21 protein-coding genes are annotated in these 24,201 nt (G+C 52.3%); 19 read left to right on the top strand and 2 right to left on the bottom strand.

Annotated features, from left to right (window positions below):
- Positions 1-83: 83 nt before the first annotated feature.
- The 5 genes from EX31_RS19475 (at position 84) to EX31_RS19455 (ending at position 4,475) form a co-directional block, all read left to right on the top strand.
- Positions 84-272 (top strand): hypothetical protein, encoded by a 189-nt coding sequence (locus EX31_RS19475; protein WP_013574581.1) that lies wholly within the window; start codon positions 84-86, stop codon positions 270-272.
- Between the two features lie 228 nt (positions 273-500).
- Complete coding sequence (yfbV, locus tag EX31_RS19470; protein WP_013574582.1) at positions 501-956, top strand: terminus macrodomain insulation protein YfbV; 456 nt, start codon at positions 501-503, stop codon at positions 954-956.
- Positions 957-1,151: 195 nt separating this feature from the next.
- Complete coding sequence (locus EX31_RS19465) at positions 1,152-1,646, top strand: YfbU family protein (RefSeq protein WP_013574583.1); 495 nt, start codon at positions 1,152-1,154, stop codon at positions 1,644-1,646.
- A gap of 24 nt (positions 1,647-1,670) precedes the next feature.
- Positions 1,671-2,324, top strand: coding sequence for a sugar phosphatase (locus EX31_RS19460; protein ID WP_013574584.1), 654 nt, complete (start codon positions 1,671-1,673; stop codon positions 2,322-2,324).
- A 318-nt stretch (positions 2,325-2,642) separates the two neighbouring features.
- Positions 2,643-4,475 carry an SLC13 family permease gene (locus EX31_RS19455; protein ID WP_156106991.1) on the top strand — a complete coding sequence of 611 codons (1,833 nt, stop codon included), beginning with the start codon at positions 2,643-2,645 and terminating at the stop codon, positions 4,473-4,475.
- 8 nt (positions 4,476-4,483) lie between these two features.
- Here the strand turns inward: EX31_RS19455 and yfbR are convergent, their stop codons facing one another.
- Both yfbR and EX31_RS19445 read right to left on the bottom strand, forming a co-directional pair.
- Entirely contained in the window at positions 4,484-5,083 is a 600-nt protein-coding gene (gene yfbR, locus EX31_RS19450; protein WP_013574586.1) for a 5'-deoxynucleotidase, read from the bottom strand.
- Between the two features lie 117 nt (positions 5,084-5,200).
- Positions 5,201-6,415 (bottom strand): pyridoxal phosphate-dependent aminotransferase, encoded by a 1,215-nt coding sequence (locus EX31_RS19445; RefSeq protein WP_013574587.1) that lies wholly within the window; start codon positions 6,413-6,415, stop codon positions 5,201-5,203.
- Between the two features lie 987 nt (positions 6,416-7,402).
- On the opposite strand from EX31_RS19445, the gene lrhA reads away from it, so the two are divergent.
- The 14 genes from lrhA (at position 7,403) to nuoN (ending at position 24,189) form a co-directional block, all read left to right on the top strand.
- The gene (lrhA, locus tag EX31_RS19440) at positions 7,403-8,347 is read left to right on the top strand and encodes a transcriptional regulator LrhA (RefSeq protein ID WP_013574588.1); all 945 of its coding nucleotides are present in this window, start codon (positions 7,403-7,405) and stop codon (positions 8,345-8,347) included.
- A 704-nt stretch (positions 8,348-9,051) separates the two neighbouring features.
- Entirely contained in the window at positions 9,052-9,495 is a 444-nt protein-coding gene (locus tag EX31_RS19435) for an NADH-quinone oxidoreductase subunit A (RefSeq protein WP_013574589.1), read from the top strand.
- A 22-nt stretch (positions 9,496-9,517) separates the two neighbouring features.
- Positions 9,518-10,192 carry a NuoB/complex I 20 kDa subunit family protein gene (locus EX31_RS19430; RefSeq protein WP_013574590.1) on the top strand — a complete coding sequence of 225 codons (675 nt, stop codon included), beginning with the start codon at positions 9,518-9,520 and terminating at the stop codon, positions 10,190-10,192.
- Positions 10,193-10,281: 89 nt separating this feature from the next.
- The gene (gene nuoC / locus EX31_RS19425; RefSeq protein WP_037036199.1) at positions 10,282-12,081 is read left to right on the top strand and encodes an NADH-quinone oxidoreductase subunit C/D; all 1,800 of its coding nucleotides are present in this window, start codon (positions 10,282-10,284) and stop codon (positions 12,079-12,081) included.
- Between the two features lie 2 nt (positions 12,082-12,083).
- Entirely contained in the window at positions 12,084-12,620 is a 537-nt protein-coding gene (gene nuoE / locus EX31_RS19420; RefSeq protein WP_231576087.1) for an NADH-quinone oxidoreductase subunit NuoE, read from the top strand.
- Positions 12,617-13,978: an NADH-quinone oxidoreductase subunit NuoF gene (nuoF, locus tag EX31_RS19415; RefSeq protein ID WP_037036198.1), complete on the top strand. Its 1,362-nt coding sequence runs from the start codon at positions 12,617-12,619 to the stop codon at positions 13,976-13,978. Before nuoE ends, nuoF begins: the two co-directional genes overlap by 4 nt.
- A gap of 143 nt (positions 13,979-14,121) precedes the next feature.
- Positions 14,122-16,848, top strand: coding sequence for an NADH-quinone oxidoreductase subunit NuoG (nuoG, locus tag EX31_RS19410; RefSeq protein ID WP_037036585.1), 2,727 nt, complete (start codon positions 14,122-14,124; stop codon positions 16,846-16,848).
- On the top strand, positions 16,845-17,822 hold the full coding sequence (gene nuoH / locus EX31_RS19405; protein ID WP_013574595.1) for an NADH-quinone oxidoreductase subunit NuoH: 978 nt from the start codon (positions 16,845-16,847) through the stop codon (positions 17,820-17,822). The genes nuoG and nuoH overlap by 4 nt, the downstream gene beginning before the upstream one ends.
- Before the next feature lie 14 nt (positions 17,823-17,836).
- The gene (nuoI, locus tag EX31_RS19400; RefSeq protein WP_013574596.1) at positions 17,837-18,379 is read left to right on the top strand and encodes an NADH-quinone oxidoreductase subunit NuoI; all 543 of its coding nucleotides are present in this window, start codon (positions 17,837-17,839) and stop codon (positions 18,377-18,379) included.
- 12 nt (positions 18,380-18,391) lie between these two features.
- Positions 18,392-18,952, top strand: coding sequence for an NADH-quinone oxidoreductase subunit J (nuoJ, locus tag EX31_RS19395; protein ID WP_013574597.1), 561 nt, complete (start codon positions 18,392-18,394; stop codon positions 18,950-18,952).
- Positions 18,949-19,251: an NADH-quinone oxidoreductase subunit NuoK gene (gene nuoK / locus EX31_RS19390; protein ID WP_004936014.1), complete on the top strand. Its 303-nt coding sequence runs from the start codon at positions 18,949-18,951 to the stop codon at positions 19,249-19,251. Before nuoJ ends, nuoK begins: the two co-directional genes overlap by 4 nt.
- Positions 19,248-21,095, top strand: a complete 1,848-nt coding sequence (gene nuoL, locus EX31_RS19385) for an NADH-quinone oxidoreductase subunit L (protein WP_013574598.1) — start codon at positions 19,248-19,250, stop codon at positions 21,093-21,095. Before nuoK ends, nuoL begins: the two co-directional genes overlap by 4 nt.
- Positions 21,096-21,192: 97 nt before the next feature.
- Positions 21,193-22,722, top strand: coding sequence for an NADH-quinone oxidoreductase subunit M (nuoM, locus tag EX31_RS19380; RefSeq protein WP_013574599.1), 1,530 nt, complete (start codon positions 21,193-21,195; stop codon positions 22,720-22,722).
- Positions 22,723-22,728: 6 nt separating this feature from the next.
- On the top strand, positions 22,729-24,189 hold the full coding sequence (nuoN, locus tag EX31_RS19375) for an NADH-quinone oxidoreductase subunit NuoN (RefSeq protein ID WP_013574600.1): 1,461 nt from the start codon (positions 22,729-22,731) through the stop codon (positions 24,187-24,189).
- Positions 24,190-24,201: the final 12 nt, after the last annotated feature.

Here is a 24,201-nt window from a genome sequence, read left to right as displayed (position 1 = left end):
GGTGCTGTTTAAAAAAAACAATACACGTGGTTAATAAATCGTCAGTCTGACATCAAGCGTAGCGCATAATGGCGGCGACAATTATGATTAACATCATGCCAGAGAGCCAAAACAGGCATGACGATGAAAAAGCTGAAGAATTGCCGGGCTTTGGTTTTTTTAAGCGTCCGGATGACAGAAATAAAGCGGTTTACTGCGCCGCATATTTCGGTTTACGTATCTTCAGGGTGTTACTAATCAGCAAAAACACTAACAAAAAATACAATAATTAATTACAAATCCTCTCAGACCGAGGCACTATGGTTATTATGGGGGCGAAAGATTGCAATTCACCGCGTTTGCCCCAATTTTATATTGATCTCGTTGCCTGAGAGGGTTGCGAGGCTGCGATAGAATACCGACAGGTGCCAGCAAAAACAAAATATATTTTATCGTGATAAACTCCAGTTTGTGTTTTACAACTATTTTTTAAATTTTACACGTGAAGTTGAGGTGCAAAGATGACGAGTAAGCCAACAGGCTCGGTAGGCTGGTTCCAGGTATTCCAGCGCGGGCAGCACTATATGAAGACATGGCCGTCAGATAAGCGCCTGGCTCCGATGTTTCCGGAGAACCGGATTTCTACTGCTACACGCTTCGCGGTACGCATCATGCCACCGGTTGCGGTCTTTACCCTGACGTGGCAAATCGCGCTCGGCGGACAACTCGGGCTGGCCGTCGCCACGGCAATTTTTGCCTGTAGCTTGCCGATGCAGGGACTGTGGTGGCTGGGTCGCCGTTCTCTGACGCCACTGCCGCCGGGATTACTCGGCTGGTTCCACGATGTACGCAATAAACTCACTGAATCCGGACTGGCGCTGGCGCCAGTTGAAGGCACGCCGACGTATCAGTCACTGGCTGACGTCCTTAAGCGCGCGTTCAAACAGCTGGACAAAACCTTTTTAGACGATCTGTAAGCCTGATTTCCCCGCTTACTGCGTCTGTCATCATCTATAGTCTTTCATAAGTCGCATTTCACCGGGGGAAAGTCTCCCCCGGTTATTATTTCAGATGAGATCCCGACCCAAATCAAAGAATGGTGTGCTTGCGATTTCGCAGAACTTTGCGCTATGCCATGCTTTGCTCATTATGCAGACATGAGGATTTTCACGATGGAAATGACGAACGCTCAACGCCTGATTTTGTCCAATCAATACAAGATGATGACCATGCTGGATCCCGATAACGCAGAACGCTATCGCCGGTTACAAACAGTGATCGAACGGGGTTTTGGTTTGCAAATGCGCGAGCTGGACAGAGATTTCGGCGAATTGCCGGAAGAAACCTGTCGCACAGTCATTAACATTATGGAAATGCATCATGCGATGCAGGTTTCGTGGACCAATTTGAAAGACACGCAAGACTTGGATCGCCGCCGAATTGATTTCCTGGGTTTTGATGCCGCAACGGAATCCCGTTATTTAAGCTATGTCCGCTTTATGGTGAACACCGAAGGACGTTACACTGATTTTGATGCAGGCACTCATGGGTTTAACTCGCAGACCAAAATGTGGGATAAATACCAGCGTATGTTGGCGGTCTGGCAGTCGTGCCCGCGTCAGTATCACCTGAGCGCGGTAGAGATCGCGCAAATTATCAATGCCTGATGTAAACACTTAAAGGAGTCGCCTGTGCTTTGTAAGGGTTTTTTGTTCGACCTTGATGGAACGTTAGTTGATTCATTACCTGCCGTTGAGCGTGCCTGGGTGAGCTGGGCGCTTAGCTGGGGTGTCAGCCCGCAGGATGTACTGGCGTTTATTCACGGTAAGCAGGCGATCACTTCTTTGCGTCATTTTATGGCGGGTGAAAGTGAAGAAACGATTCAAAAAGAGTTTCTCAAGCTGGAACAAATTGAAGCCACGGACACCGAGGGTGTCGCCGCTCTCCCGGGCGCACATTTGTTGTTGAGCGAACTCAATCGCCAGAATATTCCCTGGGCGATTGTGACTTCCGGATCAATGCCTGTTGCCAGTGCGCGCCATAAAGCGGCGCATTTGCCTGAACCCGAAGTGTTTATCACTGCTGAACAGGTCAAACACGGCAAGCCACAACCCGATGCCTATTTGCTGGGGGCAGAACGTTTAGGTCTGGCCCCGGAAGATTGTGTGGTGGTTGAAGATGCTGCAGCCGGCGTGATGGCCGGGCTGGCTGCGGGCTGCAAAGTCATTGCAGTCAATGCGCCAGACGATACACCCGGGATTGAAAATGTTGATTTCGATCTGACTACGCTCGAAATTCTGCTGGTCAGCAGTTCCGACGAAGGTGTGAAAGTCAGCCTGCGTTAAGGACAGAAAAAATACAATTTCCCTGTATAAATTGATATAAACCTCGCCTGTGCGGGGTTTTTTTATGCCATTCTCATACCCAGTCATATTTCAAATTGTCTCTGCGTTGGCTGCGTTACCCGGCTCATCCATGGGCCTCGCCCCTGAAGGAGTCGCTGCAAGCAGCGTACCAGTCTGCTCCCGGCAGATTGGTCCCGAACCCCGGTCACTTACTCATGTAAGCCCCGGAGATTCACGCAGTTGCCGCCTTGATACAATTTGAATTATTTAGGGTATATAGCTATTTATCCTCCTCTCTCAACGCAAATGGAGTGTGTTTTGACCGGTGAATTGCTTTGGGTAGTCACGTTACTGGTTATTGCTATGGTGCTGTTCGCGCGCAATACGCTGCGAATGGATATTGTGGCATTGCTGGTGATTATTTCTTTCGTCCTGAGCGGCACGCTGACCATCAATGAAGCGCTGGCCGGATTCAGTGACCCGAACGTCATTTTGATCGCGGCGCTATTTGTCGTCGGGCACGGGCTGGTCAGAACCGGTGTGGCGTATCAGGTCGGCGACTGGCTGATGAAGGTGGCGGGCAACAGTGAAACGCGGATGCTGGTTTTGCTGATGCTCACGGTTGCCGGTCTCGGTGCTTTTATGAGTTCCACCGGCGTAGTCGCGATCTTCATTCCTGTCGTGATCAGCGTTTCGGCGCGAATGAAAACCTCTCCCGCACGACTGATGATGCCACTAAGTTTCGCCGGGCTTATTAGTGGCATGATGACGCTGGTCGCCACACCGCCGAACATGGTGGTCAACAGCGAACTGTTGCGTGAAGGATTCGACGGTTTTGGTTTCTTCGGCGTCACCCCTGTCGGGCTGGTGGTGCTGATAATGGGTATCGGATACATGTTGATCGCCCGTCGCTGGCTGTCATCAGAAGATGCGTCACGAGGCCAGCAGCGCTGGAAGCGGCGAACGTTCCGGGATTTGATCCGCGATTATCACCTGACCGGCCGGGCGCGTCGCGTCACTATCCGTCCGGGTTCGCCTCTGGTCGGGCGTACACTTGATGATGTGCATCTGCGTTCCCGCTACGGCGCGAACGTGGTGGGCATTGAACGCTGGCGTAAATTTCGCCGCGTGATGGTCAGCGCAACGGGGAATACCGAACTGTTTGCGCGCGATGTGTTACTGCTTGATATGTCAGATCCAGACATTTCCATCAGGCAATTTTGCACTGACGAAATGCTCGAGCCTATGGTGCTACGCGGCGAGTATTTCTCTGAGCAATCGCGGGATGTCGGGATGGCCGAAGTCTCGCTGATCCCGGATTCGGAGCTCCTGGGGAAAACGTTGCGTGCCGTCGCCTTCCGTTCGACCTATGGGCTGAATGTCGTCGGGATCCGCCGTCAGGGTGAAGCGCTGGATGGAAAACTGGTGGATGAAGAATTACAGCTCGGCGATATGCTACTGGTCATTGGCGACTGGAAGCTGATCCGCCAGCTTCAGCAACAAATGCATGATTTCATTGTGCTTAATCTTCCTGCCGAAGTGGACGAAGTCGCGCCAGCCCTGAGTCAGGCACCGCATGCATTGTTTTGTCTGGCGCTGATGGTTGCGCTGATGCTCACCGATGATGTGCCTAATGCTATCGCCGCCATTATCGCCTGCATGCTGATGGGTAAATTCCGCTGTATCACGATGGAAGGGGCCTACAAAGCCATTCACTGGCCCAGTTTGCTGCTGATAGTCGGGATGATGCCTTTTGCGCTGGCGCTGCAAAAAACCGGCGGTGTGACGCTGATTGTGAAGGGGTTAATGGAGGTAAGCGGCGGCTATGGGCCATATATGATGCTGCTGAGTTTATTCATTCTCTGTGCAGGTATCGGGCTGTTTATTTCCAATACGGCGACTGCGGTTTTGATGGCACCGATTGCTATCGCAGCAGCACACCAGATGGGGGTATCGCCATACCCGTTCACCATGATTATCGCTATTGCGGCTTCTGCCGCCTTTATGACACCGGTGTCTTCACCGGTAAACACGCTGGTTATGGTACCGGGTAACTATAAATTTGGCGATTTTCTCCGCATCGGTGTGCCGTTCACTCTGCTGGTGATGCTGGTCAGCGTTTTTCTGGTGCCGGTGCTGTTCCCGTTTTGACCTTAAGATCAGAGCGGGGAATCCAGGCTGATTTCATCCAATGACAGACTGAAGCTCGGAATGAACACTTCCATAAAGTAGTCCATTTCCGGGCTTTTTCTGTCTGCCAGCGTTTTCTCCAGACGGGCTTTCGCCAGTGTGAATTCGTTATTGCCTGCCGACAATTCCTCCAGACATTTCAGGTAAGCACACAGCGCATCAGCCTGTTTGACGGTCAGTTTTTCTTCTTCAGTGTAATAATGCTCGTCAATCAGCGGTCGGAAATCTTCCTGTAATTCCTTTGGCAGCATTTCAATCAGTTTCTGCTGAGCAATTTTCTCAATCTTTTTGTACTCATGCGCGATTTGCGGATTGTAATACTTGATTGGCGTTGGCATATCACCGGTAATCACTTCGCTGGCATCGTGATACATGGCGAGCAGGGCAACGCGTTCTGCGCTCAGATTGCCGTTAAATTTGCGGTTCTTGATCACGGCTAAAGCATGGGCGACAAAAGCGACTTGCAGACTGTGTTCCGACACGTTTTCGGTGCGGACATTGCGCATCAGCGGCCAGCGGCTGATCAGTTTGAGGCGGGAAAGATGGGCGAAAAAATGGCTCTGGTTCATAGCACTCTCAATAACTACGGTGAATGAGTGACTATTGTGAGCAGTGCGAAACAGTTATGCAAATGCGGAAACTGGCGGAAGAAAGAAAAGGGCGCCATTATCAGCGCCCTTACTGCATTACTGGCGATAGGTTTCGAGGAAACGTCCCAGTTTGTTAACGGCCATTTCCAACTCATCAACGCGTGGCAGCGTCACGATACGCACATGGTCCGGATACGGCCAGTTGAATGCAGAACCCTGAACCAGCAAGACTTTTTGCTGTAACAGCAAATCGAGCACCATTTTCTGATCGTCATGGATGTTGAAACGTTTGGCGTCAATGCGCGGGAACATATACAGCGCCCCTTTAGGTTTCACGCAGGAAACGCCCGGGATTTCATTGATCAGTTCCCATGCACGATCACGCTGTTCGACCAGACGTCCGCCCGGCTGAATAAACTCGCTGATACTTTGATAGCCGCCCAGCGCGGTCTGAATGGCATGTTGCATCGGCACGTTGGCACAAAGGCGCATCGAGGCCAGCATTTCCAGACCTTCGATATAACCTTTCGCATGTTTCTTCGGTCCGTTCAGAACCATCCAGCCTTGACGGAAACCGGCCACGCGGTAGGTTTTTGACAGACCGTTAAAAGTGACGGTCAGTAAATCCGGCGCCAGTGAAGCGATGGAAATGTGCTGGGCTTCGTCATACAGGATTTTGTCGTAAATTTCGTCGGCAAAAATAATCAGATTATGTTCCCGGGCGATGTCCACAATCTGCATCAGCAATTCTTTGCTGTATACCGCACCGGTCGGGTTGTTCGGGTTGATGATCACAATGCCGCGGGTGCGTGGGGTGATTTTGTCACGAATATCGGCAATGTCCGGGAACCAGTCAGCCCCTTCATCACACAGGTAATGCACCGCATTACCGCCTGATAACGAAACCGCCGCTGTCCACAAGGGGTAATCAGGTGCCGGGACTAACATTTCATCGCCGGTGTTAAGTAATGCCTGCATTGACTGAACAATCAGTTCGGAAACACCGTTGCCGATATAAATATCTTCGACCGTGATGTCGCGCATGTCGCGTGCCTGATAGTGCTGCATGATCGCTTTACGTGCAGAAAACAGACCTTTCGAATCACAATAACCCTGTGCGGTAGGAAGGTTGCGGATAACGTCGACCAGGATTTCATCAGGTGCATCAAAACCGAATGGCGCAGGGTTGCCGATATTCAGCTTGAGGACTTTATTACCTTCTTCTTCAAGACGTTTTGCTTCTTTGAGCACCGGGCCGCGAATGTCATAACAGACGTTGTCCAGTTTGCGGGATTTTTCAATCGGGGACATGTAAATGAGAGCCTTTTGCAATAAAGCCTGTTCTTCCCTGGTGCGGAGCGACCGTAGAACAGTGCGAAGGGCTCAATTTACTCTCCCGCAGAGGGCATGAGAAGGGCTGCGCACCGTTTTGGTGAAAAACAGCAGTAAAGCGGGTTATGGTGGGTTATTACCTCAAAGGATGAGAAGCTTAATGGTTTATTATGCTGCGTTATTGTCATTTTGTGATTTTATATTTTGCAAATGAGTGCTTTGTGAACAATAAATTCACTGTTTTTGCTGCGTCACATCTATTCCCGGCGATGCCAGTTTGTTGTCTTTAATGGGGTGAACATCATGAAATCTTACCAAAGCTCGACAAATTCTGAAAAAAGTTCAGGAGGCTTTGTTTTACCGCTGAAAAATTTTAACAGGAATTAGTTTTATTTATCTAATGATTAATAGCGAATGCTGGATGAATGATCATGTTCTAAGTAAAGTCTTAAACGTATTTTCCAGGATTAGATAAATGCTTTCAAAGGATATATTGCAACAGGCGTGCGTAAACAAAATTTGATGAAACAAGAAAAATCTTAATGTTACTTAAACAAAACACCTTGGGCATAAAATGGTTATTAGGGTGACTCAATGAATTTATTGAATTATATTTTTAATAATCACCTTTATTAGTTAATTTAGCTTATGTTTTTCTGACGATGATATTGCCGAAACTTAGCTTTATGGTTGCGGCAGGCGGTACTGTAAGGGATATGGAATGGTTTGCGGGGAAAGGCTATATTAAATAAGAGGTTCTAATCATTCAGCCTTTGTGAGGAATTATTGTGCACAGGTTTAATGACTGAACGCTCACAATGATGAAAACTTTCATGCACAAATATTTCTCAATTTAGGTTATCAAATGAGTGAGTATCCGACATATCTGGTATTCTGCTTTTTGCGGGTACTTTGACGCACCATCAGGGTAGCTTGTTATTAGATTCTATAAAGTGAAGAAAAACTATGACAATTGCAAATCGTCCAATCCTCAATCTCGATCTTGATCTGTTGAGGACATTTGTAGCTGTTGCTGATCTTAATACGTTCGCTGCGGCTGCTGCTGCGGTGTGTCGTACTCAGTCGGCGGTAAGCCAACAAATGCAACGTCTAGAACAACTCGTTGGAAAAGAACTGTTTGCCAGACATGGACGCAATAAATTATTAACTGAACACGGTATTCAGTTATTGGGATACGCACGCAAAATCCTTCGTTTTAATGATGAAGCCTGTACCTCTTTGATGTACAGCAATGTTCAAGGTGGGATAACAATTGGTGCATCAGATGATACTGCTGACACCATTTTACCTTTCCTGCTCAGCCGCGTGACATCCGTATATCCAAAGTTGTCTATTGATGTCCGCGTCAAGCGCAGTCCTTTCATGTTGTCGATGCTCGAAAGTGAAGAAGTGGATTTGGCCATCACCACGATGACAAACACTGATCACCCGCACATCGTATTGCGCACGTCGCCAACACTCTGGTATTGCTCGGCTGATTTTGCATATCCCTCCGGCGACAGTGTTCCGCTGGTAGTGCTCGATGAGCCAAGCCCTTACCGGATGATGGCGATAGAGCACCTCAGTCAGGCAGGTATTCCGTGGCGTATTGCTTATGTCGCGTCGACATTATCGGCAATTCGTGCGGCAGTGCGTGCGGGGCTGGGTGTGACGGCACGTCCCATCGAAATGATGAGTCCGGAGCTGCGTGTTCTGGGTGAACAGGACGGTTTACCACGTTTGCCGGATACGCAGTATGTGTTGTACAAAAATGCCCGTTGTGAAAATGAACTTGCAATGGCGATCTTCAATGCAGTTGAGCAAGGGAATGATCCCTATTCTCTCAGTGCCTATGGTCCTCGTCCGGTAGTGGATGACGATCATGAGTTACTGGCAGACTCTGAAAGTTAAGGTAATCCCCCGGCTTTACCTTCCGCCTCTGTCTAACGAGGCGGGGGTAAAGGCTTCTACCTATTAAGGGGCGGGAAAGTCATTCTTTTAGTGATTTTGTTTAATATCCTTCCTAAAGCCTCTGTTTTTGTTCGTTAGCCTTTCTTCTTCCCAGTAATGACTGCCATCCTTATCACCAATGACTACAGTAAATGGCGTAAAATGCTGACTTTTTTCAGGTTAAAAAAAAGCATCAAATTTTTCCGTAAATCGCTTGTCGTTTTTTGAAAATCAATAAAACTTGTTAAATGTGTGCCTTTTTTTCTATCAAAATTGACAGAACTCTGACATGGATCAAAAAAATAACCCCATTAAGAGAGTGGAAGCGCTGTCTATTCCTGCGACAATAGTAAAGTTCGAAAGATGTCATAACTCCCGTCACAGGCCCATGCTTTATCACAGAATTTAACTGACACGATTTAGCTTAAGTCCCGGCGCATGATATGTTAATTAAATGATAAGCATGTAAACTAATGTGGAGATACTTTTGTCAAAGTTGACAAAAGGTTATAGAAAAGGGTAAAAAGCCCACAACAAATCACTGGCTTAATCCCTTGTTGAGCCGTGAACTGTGTGGTTTTTAATCCTTCCCTTGAATCGATGTGGTGCGCAAACTGCCGACCTTACAGAGCAGATGCCAAAGTGCCACTTTTGATGAGTAAGCAATGAGTATGTCAACAGCCACTGAAGTCATCGCTCAACACTGGGCGTTCGCCGTTTTTCTTGTCGTTGCAGTAGGCCTCTGCTGCCTGATGTTACTGGGCGCCGCGTTCCTTGGCGGGAGAGCCAGAGCACGCTACAAAAACACGCCTTTTGAGTCAGGTATCGCCTCTGTCGGCACTGCCCGGCTACGTCTTTCCGCCAAGTTCTATCTGGTCGCCATGTTCTTCGTCATCTTCGACGTTGAAGCCCTGTATCTCTATGCATGGTCAACGTCTATTCGCGAAAGCGGCTGGACCGGATTCGTGGAAGCTACCATTTTCATTTTGGTACTGCTGGCAGGTTTGTTCTATCTGGTGCGAATTGGCGCACTCGACTGGACACCAACACGTTCGAAAGGACCTGTTAAACCAAGCCCGGCGATTAATACCAACAGTCACCCTCAGTAAGCAGTCAAAGCGAGGCATTAAGATGGACTATACGCTCACCCGCATAGACCCGGACGGTGAGAACGACCGTTACCCCCTGCAGTCTCAGGAGGTCGTCGGCGATCCTCTTCAGGAACAGGTTAAACGCAGCGTCTTCATGGGAAATCTCCAGGAGTCGCTTCACGGAATGGTGAACTGGGGTCGTAAAAACTCCCTTTGGCCCTACAACTTCGGCCTTTCCTGCTGTTATGTCGAAATGGTGACGTCATTCACTGCGGTGCATGACGTTGCGCGTTTTGGTGCAGAAGTTCTGCGTGCTTCACCACGCCAGGCTGACTTTATGGTGGTGGCGGGAACCTGCTTCACCAAAATGGCTCCGGTTATTCAGCGTTTATACGATCAGATGCTGGAACCGAAATGGGTGATTTCGATGGGCGCCTGTGCGAACTCCGGCGGCATGTACGATATTTATTCTGTGGTGCAGGGCGTGGATAAATTCCTGCCTGTCGACGTGTACATCCCGGGATGTCCGCCGCGTCCGGAAGCCTATATGCAGGCTCTGCTGCTGTTGCAGGAGTCCATTGGTAAAGAACGTCGCCCATTGTCATGGGTTGTTGGCGACCAGGGTGTTTACCGCGCGAATATGCAGTCTGAAAAAGAGCGTAAACGTGCTGAGCGTATTGCCGTGACAAATCTGCGTTCGCCGGACGAGATTTAACACTGCGGTCTGAGAGTCAACCCTGAGGGGCGGTGTGTATGAATATCCCCCTTACGGCATAAATGACCATTTAGTGTGGTGAAAAAAATATGACAGATTTGACGACGCAAGATTCCGCCCTGCCAGCATGGCATACCCGTGATCATCTCGATGACCCGGTTATTGGCGAATTGCGTAACCGTTTTGGGCCAGAGGCCTTTACTGTTCAGGCAACCCGCACCGGAATTCCCGTGGTGTGGTTCAAGCGTGAACAGTTACTGGAAGCGATTACCTTTTTACGAAAACAGCCAAAACCTTATGTCATGCTTTTCGATTTGCATGGCTTTGATGAGCGTTTACGTACACACCGCGACGGTTTACCGGCCGCGGATTTTTCCGTTTTCTACCACCTGATCTCCGTCGAGCGTAACCGCGACATCATGATCAAAGTGGCATTGGCAGAAAACGATCTTCATGTTCCGACGATCACCAAAGTGTTCCCGAATGCTAACTGGTACGAGCGCGAAACATGGGAAATGTTCGGTATTACCTTCGACGGTCACCCGCACCTGACGCGCATTATGATGCCGCAGACCTGGGAAGGACATCCGCTGCGTAAAGACTATCCGGCGCGCGCCACCGAGTTCGATCCTTACGAGCTGACTAAGCAGAAAGAAGAACTCGAGATGGAATCGCTGACCTTCAAGCCTGAAGACTGGGGCATGAAGCGTGGCACCGAAAATGAGGACTTTATGTTCCTCAACCTCGGTCCTAACCATCCGTCTGCCCACGGTGCATTCCGTATCATTCTGCAGCTTGATGGCGAAGAGATTGTCGACTGCGTGCCTGACGTCGGTTACCACCACCGTGGTGCTGAGAAAATGGGCGAGCGCCAGTCCTGGCACAGCTACATTCCTTACACCGACCGTATCGAATACCTCGGCGGTTGTGTAAACGAAATGCCATACGTGCTGGCTGTTGAAAAACTCGCCGGTATCGTAACGCCGGATCGCGTTAACACCATTCGCGTCATGCTGTCCGAATTGTTCCGTATCAACAGCCATCTGCTGTACATCTCTACGTTTATTCAGGACGTGGGCGCGATGACTCCGGTGTTCTTCGCCTTTACCGATCGTCAGAAAATCTACGATCTGGTGGAAGCGATTACCGGTTTCCGTATGCACCCGGCCTGGTTCCGTATTGGTGGCGTAGCGCATGATCTGCCGAAAGGCTGGGAGCGTCTCCTGCGTGAGTTCCTTGACTGGATGCCAGCTCGTCTGGACTCCTATGTCAAAGCGGCGCTGAAAAACACCATTCTGATTGGCCGTTCCAAAGGCGTGGCTGCTTACAACGCAGACGACGCTCTGGCCTGGGGCACCACCGGTGCTGGCCTGCGTGCCACGGGGATCCCGTTCGATGTGCGTAAATGGCGTCCATACTCTGGCTACGAAAACTTTGACTTTGAAGTGCCGACCGGTGATGGCGTCAGTGACTGTTATTCCCGCGTCATGCTCAAAGTAGAAGAACTGCGTCAGAGCCTGCGTATTCTGGAACAGTGTTACAAAAATATGCCGGAAGGCCCGTTCAAGGCGGATCACCCACTGACCACGCCGCCACCGAAAGAGCGCACATTGCAACACATCGAGACCCTGATCACGCACTTCCTGCAAGTGTCGTGGGGGCCGGTCATGCCTGCGCAAGAATCTTTCCAGATGGTTGAAGCAACGAAAGGGATCAACAGCTACTACCTGACCAGTGACGGCAGCACCATGAGCTACCGTACCCGTGTCCGTACACCAAGCTTCCCGCATTTGCAGCAGATCCCGTCCGTAATCCGTGGCAGCCTGGTATCCGACCTGATCGTGTATCTGGGCAGTATCGACTTTGTAATGTCAGATGTGGACCGCTAACGATGACAGATATCAATAAAGACTCTGAAGTTCAGTACATCAATATCAGCGAGCCTGTTGCGCCGCCGGTGTTTGTGCTGAGTGACGCTGAACGTGAAGCGATTGAGCACGAAAAACATCACTACGAGGATGCCCGCGCGGCTTCTATCGAAGCGTTGAAAATCGTGCAGAAAGCGCGTGGTTGGGTGCCGGACGGTGCTATCTACGCGATCTCCGATGTTCTGGGCATTCCTGCCAGCGACGTCGAAGGTGTGGCGACATTCTACAGCCAGATCTTCCGTCAGCCGGTCGGCCGCCATGTGATCCGTTACTGTGACAGCGTGGTGTGCCACATCACCGGTTATCAGGGGATCCAGGCCGCGCTGGAACAACAGTTGCACATCAAGCCGGGTGAGACGACCGAAGACGGGCGCTTCACCCTGCTGCCGACCTGCTGCCTCGGTAACTGTGACAAAGGCCCGTCAATGATGATTGATGAGGACACGCACAGCCATCTGACGCCGGAAGCGATCGGCTCGCTACTGGAGCGCTACGCATGACATATACCCCAAGACACATTGAACGCACACCGGAGATGCATCCGCTGACCTGGCGTATGCGTGACGACAAACAACCTGTCTGGATCGACGAATACCGCAGCAAAAACGGTTACGTCGGTGCGGAAAAAGCCCTTAAAGGCATGGCCCAGGAAGAAATCGTCAATCTGGTAAAAGACGCTGGCCTGAAAGGGCGCGGTGGCGCAGGTTTCTCCACGGGTCTGAAGTGGAGCCTGATGCCGAAAGACGAAAGCATGAATATCCGCTATCTGCTGTGTAACGCCGATGAGATGGAACCCGGTACGTATAAAGACCGATTGCTGATGGAACAAATGCCGCACCTGCTGGTGGAAGGCATGTTGATCTCCGCATTCGCGCTGAAATCTTACCGTGGTTACATTTTCCTGCGTGGCGAATATATCGAAGCTGCGGTGAACCTGCGCCGTGCGATTGCTGAAGCGACTGAAGCAGGTCTGTTGGGTAAAAATATCCTCGGCACCGGGTTTGATTTCGAACTGATTGTTCACACCGGGGCAGGGCGTTACATCTGTGGTGAAGAAACCGCGCTGATCAACTCCCTTGAAGGCCGCCGTGCTAACCCGCGTTCCAAGCCACCGTTCCCGGCATCTGCCGGTGCATGGGGTAAACCGACGTGTGTCAACAACGTCGAAACCCTGTGCAACGTGCCAGCGATTCTTGAGCACGGTGTGGACTGGTACAAAGGTATTTCTGCGGGCAAAAGCGAAGATGCTGGCACCAAACTGATGGGTTTCTCCGGCCGGGTAAAAAATCCGGGCGTCTGGGAACTGCCGTTTGGGACTACCGCACGTGAAATTCTTGAAGAGTATGCCGGTGGCATGCGCGATGGCCTGAAATTCAAAGCCTGGCAGCCGGGCGGGGCGGGGACAGACTTCCTGACCGCCGAACATCTGGATTTGCCGATGGACTTTGCCAGTATTGGTAAAGCTGGTAGTCGTCTGGGGACTGCACTGGCGATGGCCGTTGACAATGAAATTGGCATGGTTCCGCTGGTGCGTAACCTGGAAGAATTCTTCGCCCGTGAGTCTTGTGGCTGGTGTACACCGTGCCGCGATGGTTTGCCGTGGAGTGTGAAGATCCTGCGTGCGCTGGAACGTGGTGAAGGCCAGCCAGGGGATATCGAAACTCTCGAACAGCTTTGCCGCCAGCTTGGCCCGGGCAAAACCTTCTGCGCACACGCGCCGGGTGCTGTGGAGCCATTGCAGAGTGCGATTAAATATTTCCGGGAAGAGTTTGAGGCGGGTATCGCCAAACAGCATTACAACAACGCGCGTGCGATTGCAGGCATTCAGCCAAACAATCTGCTGAAAGAGCGTTGGTAGTGAGGGCAACAGGCAGCGGACGTGAGCCCGCTGTGCGCGAATTCCCGGAACAAGGGACGCGCTGTCGAGTGATATACGCCAACCCGGCAAGAATTTTTGATTAACGCCCGCCGTCAGGCGGGCCACGTGGAAGCATGCTGACTATGGCTACGATTCATGTAGACGGCAAAGAATACGATGTAGACGGAGCGGACAACCTGTTACAGGCTTGCCTCTCTCTCGGCCTCGATATTCCTTATTTTTGCTGGCATCCGGCGCTGGGAAGCGTCGGCGCTTGCCGCCAATGTGCGGTTAAGCAATACCAAAATGCGGAAGACACGCGCGGTCGTCTGGTGATGTCATGTATGACACCAGCGTCTGATGGCACCTTCATTTCCATCGACGACGGAGAAGCGAAAGAATTCCGTGAAAGCGTCGTGGAATGGCTGATGACCAACCACCCGCACGATTGTCCGGTATGTGAGGAAGGCGGTAACTGTCACCTGCAGGATATGACAGTCATGACCGGCCACAGTATGCGCCGTTACCGCTTCACCAAACGTACCCACAACAACCAGGATCTCGGCCCGTTCATCTCACACGAAATGAACCGCTGTATCGCCTGTTATCGCTGTGTCCGTTACTACAAGGATTACGCGGACGGCACCGATCTGGGTGTTTATGGCGCACACGACAACGTCTATTTCGGCCGTCCGGAAGATGGTCCGCTGGAAAGCGAGTTCTCCGGTAACCTGGTCGAAGTGTGTCCGACCGGCGTATTCACCGATAAAACGCACTCTGAACGTTATAACCGTAAATGGGACATGCAGTTTGCGCCAAGCATCTGTCAGCAATGTTCTGTTGGTTGTAACACCAGCCCGGGTGAGCGTTACGGCGAATTGCGTCGTATCGAAAACCGTTATAACGGTACCGTAAACCATTACTTCCTGTGCGACCGCGGTCGTTTCGGTTATGGCTACGTGAACCTGAAAGATCGTCCGAAGAAACCATTGCAGCTGCGTGGTAACGACTGGATCGAACTTAACGCTGAACAGGCGATGCAGGGCGCAGCAGATATTATCCGTCAGGCGAAGAAAACCATCGGTATCGGTTCTCCACGTGCCAGCCTTGAAAGCAACTTTGCTTTGCGTGAACTGGTCGGTGCCGAAAACTTCTATACCGGTATCAACGCAGCAGAGCAGGGCCGTCTGCAACTGATGCTGAACATTCTGCGCAACAGCGGTGTTCACACACCGGCGCTGCGTGAAATCGAAGAGTACGATGCGGTTCTTGTGCTGGGTGAAGACTTAACCCAGACCGGCGCGCGTATCGCACTGTCTGTGCGTCAGGCCGTTAAAGGCAAAGCCCGCGCGATGGCGGCGGCACAGCGTGTGGCCGACTGGCAGATCGCGGCAGTCCAGAATATCGGTCAGCATGCCAAACATCCGTTGTTTATCACCAACGTGGATAACACCAAACTCGACGATATTGCGGCATACAATTACCGTGCACCGGTCGATGAGCAGGCGCGTTTCGGCTTTGCTATCGCCCATGCGCTGGATAATTCTGCGCCCGCGGTCAGCGATCTGGCTGATGGCCTGAACAAGAAAATCGACGTGATCGTGCAGGCACTGAGCGGTGCGCGCAAGCCGCTGATCATTACCGGCACCAGCGCCGGTTCTGACGCCATCATCGAAGCGGCCGCCAATATCGCCAAAGCGCTGAAAGTAGCAGGCAGCGATGTCGGCATTACGTTCGTGGCCTCTGCGGCCAACAGCATCGGTCTTTCGATGATTGGCGGCGGTTCGCTGGATGAAGCGCTTGAGTTGCTAACCCGTGGTGATGCTGACAGCGCCATCGTGATGGAAAATGACCTTTACCGTCAGGCGCCGGAAGCCAAAGTGGATGCGGCATTAGCCAAGGTGCAGAATCTGCTGGTTGTTGACCATCAGCGTACGCGCATTATGGATAGAGCCAGCCTGATCCTGCCTGCAGCAAGTTTTGCTGAAAGCGACGGTACGCTGGTGAATCAGGAAGGTCGCGCACAGCGCTTCTTCCAGGTTTACGACCCGGCTTACTACGACACAACGGTTGCCATGCTGGAAAGCTGGCGCTGGATGCACTCGCTGCATTCCACCATCAACAGCCGTCATGTTGACTGGACTCAGTTGGATCACGTGATCGAAGCCTGTGTTGAAGCACTGCCACAGCTGAAAGGCATGGTAGAAGCTGCGCCAAACGCCAGCTTCCGTATTCGGGGTCAGAAACTGGCTCGTTCTCCGGCACGTTCAAGTGGTCGTACTGCCATGCGCGCGAACATCAGCGTGCATGAACCGCGTCAGCCACAAGATAAAGACACCATGTTTGCCTTCTCGATGGAAGGGAACAACAGCCCGACAGCTAACCGCAATCAGGTGCCATTCGCCTGGGCGCCGGGCTGGAACTCACCGCAAGCCTGGAACAAATTCCAGAGCGAAGTTGGCGGCAGTCTGCGCCACGGTGATCCGGGTGTGCGTCTGATTGAAGCCGGTGAGGGGACACTCGATTACTTCACCACTATTCCGGCTGCCTTTACTGCACAGCGCGATAACTGGCGTGTCGCGCCTTACTATCACCTGTTCGGCAGCGAAGAAATGACACAGCGCTCGAAGGTTATCCAGCAACGTATGCCAGAAGCCTACGTGATGGTTAACCCGGCAGATGCCGCGCAGTTAGGGGTGAACGCAGGTTCTCAGGTGGAATTCATCTGTGCCGGTCAGACCCTCAGATTGCCGGTTCGTCTGAGCGAAACATTGAGTCAGGGCCAGGTTGGCCTGCCGCTGGGCTTACCGGGTATTCCTCCGGTGCTGGTTGGCGCAACGGTTGAAAATCTGCGGGAGGCAGCACAATGAGCTGGTTTACACCTGTAGTCATCGATTCGTTGATCGCCATTCTGAAAGCGGTGGTGATCCTGCTGGTTGTGGTGACCTGTGGGGCCTTCATGAGCTTCGGCGAGCGCCGTTTGCTGGGCCTGTTCCAGAACCGTTACGGGCCAAACCGTGTCGGCTGGGGCGGTTCCCTGCAACTGGTCGCTGACATGATCAAGATGTTCTTTAAGGAAGACTGGGTACCTAAATTCACCGACAAAGCCATCTTTACGCTGGCACCGATGATTGCGTTTACGTCCCTGCTGATTTCCTTTGCGATTGTTCCGGTCAGCCCGACCTGGTTCGCCGCCGATCTGAACATCGGTATTTTGTTCTTCCTGATGATGGCCGGTCTGACCGTCTATGCGGTGTTGTTCGCTGGCTGGTCCAGTAACAACAAATACTCGCTGTTGGGGGCGATGCGTGCATCCGCTCAGACGCTGAGCTACGAAGTATTCCTCGGTTTATCGCTGATGGGTGTTGTGGCGCAGGCGGGATCTTTCAATCTGCAAGACATCGTCAATTCTCAGGCGCATGTGTGGAACATCATTCCGCAGTTCTTTGGCTTCGTGACCTTTGCGATTGCCGGCGTTGCTGTTTGCCACCGTCACCCGTTTGACCAGCCGGAAGCCGAGCAGGAACTGGCCGATGGTTACCACATTGAATATTCCGGTATGAAATTCGGTCTGTTCTTCGTGGGGGAATACATCGGTATCGTGACGGTCTCTGCGCTGATCGTCACCTTGTTCTTCGGTGGCTGGCAGGGGCCGTTCCTGCCGCCGTTTATCTGGTTTGCGTTGAAAACTGCTTTCTTCATGGTGATGTTCATTTTGATCCGTGCTGCTTTGCCGCGTCCCCGCTACGACCAGGTGATGTCATTTGGCTGGAAAGTTTGCCTGCCACTGACATTACTTAATCTGCTGGCGACCGCTGCGGTCATTTTGTACAACGCGCAATAAGGGGTGATGTAACCATGACATTGAAAGACATAGTGGTCGGGTTCGGTACCCAGGTTCGCAGCTTGTGGATGATAGGCATGCACGCCTTCGCCAAGCGCGAAACCCAGATGTACCCTGAAGTTCCGGTCAATCCACCTCCGCGTTACCGTGGCCGTATCGTGCTGACGCGCGATCCGGATGGTGAAGAGCGCTGCGTTGCTTGTAACCTGTGTGCAGTAGCTTGTCCGGTAGGCTGTATTTCTCTGCAAAAAGCAGAAATGAAAGATGGCCGCTGGTATCCGGAATTCTTCCGCATCAACTTCTCACGCTGCATTTTCTGCGGTCTGTGTGAAGAAGCTTGCCCGACAACAGCCATTCAGCTGACGCCGGACTTTGAGCTGGGCGAATTTAAACGCCAGGATCTGGTGTATGAAAAAGAAGATCTGTTGATTTCGGGGCCGGGTAAATATCCGGAATACAATTTCTACCGGATGGCCGGTATGGCGATTGACGGCAAGTCGAAAGGCGAAGCTGAAAACGAAGCCAAACCGATCAACGTCAAAGGTCTGATGCCTTAAGGAGCCGCAAGCATGGAATTTGCATTTTATATTGCAGCCCTGGTGGCCGTGTTGGCGACATTGCGTGTGATCACGCATACCAACCCGGTACACGCACTGCTGTATTTGATCGTCTCTTTACTGGCGATCGCTGCGGTCTTCTTCTCGCTCGGTGCGTATTTCGCCGGTGCCCTGGAGATCATCGTATACGCCGGCGCCATTATGGTGCTGTTCGTGTTCGTAGTGATGATGCTCAACCTTGGCAACGTCCAGGAGCAGGAACGCGCATGGCTCAAACCTGCCACCTGGATCGGGCCTTCGGTTCTGTCTGTCATCCTGCTGGTGGTGATGATCATGTCAATCCTCGGGTTACACGATCACGGCATCAAAGGTGACATGGTTGATGCGAAAGCCGTCGGTATCGCACTGTTCGGACCTTACGTTCTGGCGGTTGAACTGGCATCAATGTTGCTGCTGGCCGGTCTGGTCGTGGCATTCCATATTGGTCGTGAGCACAAACCCGGTGAAGTCTTTGGTGACGCACCGGTGACGACCGAAATGGCAACAAAAAGAAAAACGGAGGAGAGAGCATGATCCCTCTACAACATGGTCTTATTCTGGCCGCGATCCTCTTTGTGTTGGGGCTTACCGGGCTGCTGGTTCGTCGTAACCTGTTGTTTATGCTGATCAGCCTCGAAGTGATGATCAACGCGGCAGCGCTGGCGTTCATCGTGGCGGGAAGCTACTGGGGTCAGGCGGACGGTCAGGTGATGTATATTCTGGCTATCAGCCTGGCTGCGGCGGAGGCCAGTATTGGTCTGGCGTTGTTGCTGCAACTGTATCGCCGTCGCCACACTCTCAATATTGATACTGTCAGTGAGATGCGCGGATGAACTTACTCTATTTAACAATTCTGTTCCCACTGATTGGCTTCCTGTTACTGGCCTTTTCACGCGGTCGCTGGTCTGAAAATACCTCCGCTACCATTGGTGTCGGGTCGATTGGTCTGGCAGCGCTGACCACTATTTATGTGGGTATCAATTTCCTTAGCCAGAAAGCGGCGGGTGTTGAAGTCTTTAACCAGCATTTGTGGAACTGGATGCAGGTCGGGGATTTCAATATTCCCGTCACACTCACGCTCGACGGTTTGTCGATGACCATGTTGTCTGTGGTCACCGGTGTCGGTTTCTTCATCCACATGTTCGCTTCCTGGTACATGCGCGGTGAAGAAGGCTATTCACGCTTCTTCGCGTACACCAACCTGTTTATCGCCAGCATGGTGATTCTGGTACTGGCAGACAACCTGTTGCTGATGTACCTCGGTTGGGAAGGTGTGGGCCTGTGCAGTTACCTGTTGATCGGTTTCTACTACACCCATCCGGCGAACGGTGCGGCTGCGATGAAAGCGTTCATCGTGACCCGTGTGGGTGATGTGTTCCTGGCTTTCGCGCTGTTCATCTTGTACCGCGAGCTGGGTACGCTGAACTTCCGTGAACTGATGATCCTGGCACCGCAGAAACTGGCAGTAGGCGATACGGCGATCACCTGGGCGACCCTGATGTTACTGGGTGGCGCAGTGGGTAAATCCGCACAGCTTCCGCTTCAGACCTGGCTGGCAGACGCCATGGCCGGTCCGACGCCGGTTTCCGCGCTAATCCACGCCGCGACCATGGTGACTGCCGGTGTTTATCTGATTGCCCGCACGCACGGCCTGTTCCTGATGGCGCCGGAAATTCTGCATCTGGTGGGTATTATTGGTGCGGTCACGCTGGTGCTGGCGGGCTTTGCCGCGCTGGTGCAAACTGATATCAAACGTGTTCTCGCGTACTCGACCATGAGCCAGATTGGTTACATGTTCCTGGCGCTGGGTGTTCAGGCGTGGGATGCCGCTATCTTCCACCTGATGACGCATGCGTTCTTCAAAGCACTGTTGTTCCTTTCTTCCGGTTCGGTCATTTTGGCCTGCCACCACGAGCAGAACATCTTCAAAATGGGTGGATTACGTAAATCCATTCCTCTTGTCTATCTCTGCTTCCTGGTCGGTGGCGCGGCGCTGTCCGCCTTGCCAATCATCACTGCGGGCTTCTTCAGTAAAGACGAAATCCTCGCGGGTGCGCTGGCTAACGGCCACCTGAATCTGATGGTTGCCGGTCTGGTCGGTGCGTTTATGACCTCGCTGTACACCTTCCGCATGATCTTCATCGTCTTCCACGGCGAAGAAAAAATTAAAGCCCATGCGGGTAAAGGCATCACTCACCACCTGCCGCTGCTGGTGTTACTGGTTCTGTCCACCTTCATTGGCGCAATGATTGTTCCGCCACTGAAAGGCGTACTGCCGGATACCACTGAGCTGGCGCACGGCAGCGTGCTGACGCTGGAAATCACATCAGGCGTGATTGCAATTGCTGGCATTCTGCTGGCGGCGGCCCTGTATCTGGGTAAACGCTCGCTGGTCAACAGTATTGCGAAAAGCGCACCGGGACGTTTCTTCACGACCTGGTGGTTCCATGCCTGGGGCTTCGACTGGCTGTACGACATGATTTTCGTCAAACCTTATCTGCTGGTTGCGAAACTCCTGCAACGTGATCCGCTGAACTCAATGATGAATCTGCCTGCGCTGTTTGCCCGTCTGGGTAACCGTGGTCTGACTCTCAGCGAAAACGGTCAGGTACGTTGGTACGTCGCGTCAATGGGGCTCGGTGCAGTCGTTGTTCTGACGCTGCTGCTGGTGATTTAAGCCTGCATTACACGTGTAGTTATCAATGCTGGCTTGTTCCCGTAACTGGCCAGCAAGTGAAATAGCCTTCGGGCATAAAAGAAGGGAACGACACGCCATGCTATTACCTTGGCTAATATTTATCCCCTTTATCGGCGGGCTGCTGTGCTGGCAGACTGAGCGCTTTGGGAGCAAAGTACCGCGCTGGATCGCGTTGATTGCGATGGGGCTGACGCTGGCTCTTTCCGTGCAATTGTGGTTGCAGGGAGGATATTCATTAACGACGCCTGCGGGTATTCCACAGTGGCAATCCGAGTTTTCATTGCCATGGATCCCACGTTTTGGCATCAGCTTCCATCTGGCACTGGACGGTTTGTCCCTGCTGATGGTGGTGCTGACCGGTCTGCTGGGTGTTCTGGCGATCCTCTGTTCCTGGCGTGAAATCCAGAAGTATCAGGGATTCTTCCACCTGAACTTGCTGTGGATCCTCGGCGGCGTCATCGGTGTGTTCCTTGCCATCGACATGTTCCTGTTCTTCTTCTTCTGGGAAATGATGCTGGTGCCGATGTACTTCCTGATTGCCTTGTGGGGTCACAAAGCGTCAGACGGTAAAACGCGTATCAGCGCAGCAACCAAATTCTTCATCTATACACAGTCCAGCGGACTGGTGATGTTGATTGCTATCCTCGGCCTGGTGTTTGTGCACTACAATGCCACTGGCGTATGGACATTCAACTATGCCGACCTGCTGAAAACGCCAATGTCGCACGGTGTTGAATATCTGCTGATGCTTGGCTTCTTCATCGCCTTTGCGGTGAAAATGCCGGTTGTGCCATTGCACGGCTGGTTGCCGGATGCACACAGTCAGGCACCGACCGCAGGTTCCGTTGACTTAGCCGGTATCTTGCTGAAAACCGCGGCCTACGGGATGTTGCGTTTCTGTCTGCCTCTGTTCCCGGAAGCGTCTCACCAGTTCGCACCGATTGCCATGTGGCTGGGTGTCATTGGTATCTTCTACGGTGCGTGGATGGCGTTCTGCCAGACCGATATTAAACGTCTGATTGCGTACACCTCCGTTTCGCACATGGGCTTCGTACTGATTGCCATCTACACCGGCAGCCAGCTGGCGTACCAGGGCGCGGTTATCCAGATGATTGCACACGGTCTGTCCGCAGCCGGTATGTTCATCATCTGTGGTCAGCTATACGAACGTCTGCATACCCGTGATATGCGCCAGATGGGCGGATTGTGGGGCCGGATTAAATACCTGCCAGCGTTGTCGCTGTTCTTCGCCGTCGCTACTTTGGGGATGCCGGGTACAGGTAACTTCGTCGGTGAATTCCAGATCCTGTTCGGCAGCTACCCGGTTGTGCCGGTGATCACTGTCATCTCAACCTTTGGTCTGGTGTTCGCTTCGGTTTACTCACTGGTGATGATGCAGCGCGCTTACTATGGCAAAGCAAAATCTGACGAACCGCTGCCGGGCATGACCTCACGCGAACTGTCGATCATCTTGTTACTTGTTGTATTGCTGGTGGCGCTGGGCTTCTACCCGCAGCCAATTCTGGATACTTCAAGTGCTGCGATGAGCAACATTCAGCACTGGTTCGGGTCTTCAGTTTCCACTATTTCAACGACAAGGCCGTAACTCGCCATGACATTTACACTTCAAAATCTGATCGCACTATTACCGCTGATGATCGTCGGATTGACGGTGGTGGTGGTGATGCTGTCCATTGCGTGGCGACGCGACCATTTTCTTAATGCCACACTGACAGTCATCGGGCTGAACGTTGCCTTACTTTCCCTTTACTACGTCGGGCAGGTCGGCCCGCAGGACGTCACACCGCTGCTGCGCGTTGACGGCTACTCGATGTTCTACATCGGGCTGGTGCTGCTGGCGAGCCTGGCTACCAGCACGTTTGCTTACCCTTGGCTGGCCGGTTATCCGGACAACCGCGAAGAGTTCTATCTGTTAGTTCTCATTGCGGCGATGGGCGGCATTCTGCTGGCATGCTCTAACCATCTGGCGTCAATGTTCCTCGGGATCGAACTGATTTCCCTGCCATTGTTCGGCCTGATTGGTTACGCCTACCGCCAGAAACGCTCGCTGGAAGCTGCCATCAAATACATGCTGCTGTCGGCTGCCGCATCATCCTTCCTGCTGTTTGGTATGGCGCTGCTGTACGCACAGTCCGGTGATTTGTCCTTTGCGTCACTGGGCAAAAACCTGGGCGACGGCGTGATGCTGCACCAGCCGCTGCTGATGGCCGGTCTGGGCATGATGATTGTGGGGCTGGGCTTCAAGCTGTCGCTGGTTCCGTTCCACCTGTGGACGCCAGATGTGTATCAGGGCGCACCTGCACCGGTCTCGACTTTCCTGGCAACCGCCAGCAAGATCGCGATCTTTGCTGTGGTCATGCGTTTGTTCCTGTATGCGCCGGTAGCTGACAGCGAATCCATCCGCATCGTGCTGGGCATTATTGCCTTCTGCTCGATTCTGGTGGGTAACCTGATGGCCATCAGTCAGAGCAACATCAAACGTCTGCTCGGTTATTCCTCCATCGCGCACCTGGGTTATCTGCTGGTGGCACTGATTGCGGTACAAACGCACCAGTTGTCGATGGAAACTGTGGGCGTATATCTGGCGGGTTATCTGTTCAGTAGCCTCGGCGCTTTCGGTGTGGTCAGTCTGATGTCCAGCCCGTACAAAGGGCCGGATGCTGAATCACTGTTCTCTTATCGTGGTCTGTTCTGGCATAAGCCAATTCTGTCTGCGGTGATGACCGTGATGATGCTGTCACTGGCCGGTATTCCGATGACGCTCGGCTTTATCGGTAAGTTCTACGTGATTGCGACCGGTGTGACCGCGCATTTGTGGTGGCTGACCGGTGCTGTGGTTGTCGGTTCTGCGATTGGTCTCTACTACTATCTGCGTGTCACCGTGAGCCTGTATCTGAGCGCACCGGAAACGCTGGTTCGTGATACGCCAAACAACTGGGCACTCACGGCGGGTGGTGTGGTGGTACTGATTTCCGCGATTCTGGTGCTGTTGCTGGGTATCTTCCCACAACCGCTGATTTCGCTGGTACAGATGGCGCAACCGCTGCTTTAAGAAAACATTAAG

The organism is Rahnella sp. WP5 (genome assembly GCF_000745615.1).
Lineage (GTDB): Bacteria > Pseudomonadota > Gammaproteobacteria > Enterobacterales > Enterobacteriaceae > Rahnella > Rahnella aceris.
This window is presented reverse-complemented; position numbering and strand designations above follow the sequence as displayed.

Coding starts and splice junctions, on each gene's coding strand:
- yfbR (WP_013574586.1), bottom strand. CDS start 5,083: ATGAACCAGAGCCATTTTTTCGCCCATCTTTCCCGCCTCAAACTGATC.
- nuoG (WP_037036585.1), top strand. CDS start 14,122: ATGGCTACGATTCATGTAGACGGCAAAGAATACGATGTAGACGGAGCG.
- EX31_RS19435 (WP_013574589.1), top strand. CDS start 9,052: ATGAGTATGTCAACAGCCACTGAAGTCATCGCTCAACACTGGGCGTTC.
- nuoN (WP_013574600.1), top strand. CDS start 22,729: ATGACATTTACACTTCAAAATCTGATCGCACTATTACCGCTGATGATC.
- lrhA (WP_013574588.1), top strand. CDS start 7,403: ATGACAATTGCAAATCGTCCAATCCTCAATCTCGATCTTGATCTGTTG.
- EX31_RS19430 (WP_013574590.1), top strand. CDS start 9,518: ATGGACTATACGCTCACCCGCATAGACCCGGACGGTGAGAACGACCGT.
- nuoL (WP_013574598.1), top strand. CDS start 19,248: ATGAACTTACTCTATTTAACAATTCTGTTCCCACTGATTGGCTTCCTG.
- nuoH (WP_013574595.1), top strand. CDS start 16,845: ATGAGCTGGTTTACACCTGTAGTCATCGATTCGTTGATCGCCATTCTG.
- nuoJ (WP_013574597.1), top strand. CDS start 18,392: ATGGAATTTGCATTTTATATTGCAGCCCTGGTGGCCGTGTTGGCGACA.
- nuoC (WP_037036199.1), top strand. CDS start 10,282: ATGACAGATTTGACGACGCAAGATTCCGCCCTGCCAGCATGGCATACC.
- nuoK (WP_004936014.1), top strand. CDS start 18,949: ATGATCCCTCTACAACATGGTCTTATTCTGGCCGCGATCCTCTTTGTG.
- nuoF (WP_037036198.1), top strand. CDS start 12,617: ATGACATATACCCCAAGACACATTGAACGCACACCGGAGATGCATCCG.
- EX31_RS19475 (WP_013574581.1), top strand. CDS start 84: ATGATTAACATCATGCCAGAGAGCCAAAACAGGCATGACGATGAAAAA.
- EX31_RS19445 (WP_013574587.1), bottom strand. CDS start 6,415: ATGTCCCCGATTGAAAAATCCCGCAAACTGGACAACGTCTGTTATGAC.
- nuoI (WP_013574596.1), top strand. CDS start 17,837: ATGACATTGAAAGACATAGTGGTCGGGTTCGGTACCCAGGTTCGCAGC.
- EX31_RS19465 (WP_013574583.1), top strand. CDS start 1,152: ATGGAAATGACGAACGCTCAACGCCTGATTTTGTCCAATCAATACAAG.
- nuoM (WP_013574599.1), top strand. CDS start 21,193: ATGCTATTACCTTGGCTAATATTTATCCCCTTTATCGGCGGGCTGCTG.
- yfbV (WP_013574582.1), top strand. CDS start 501: ATGACGAGTAAGCCAACAGGCTCGGTAGGCTGGTTCCAGGTATTCCAG.
- nuoE (WP_231576087.1), top strand. CDS start 12,084: ATGACAGATATCAATAAAGACTCTGAAGTTCAGTACATCAATATCAGC.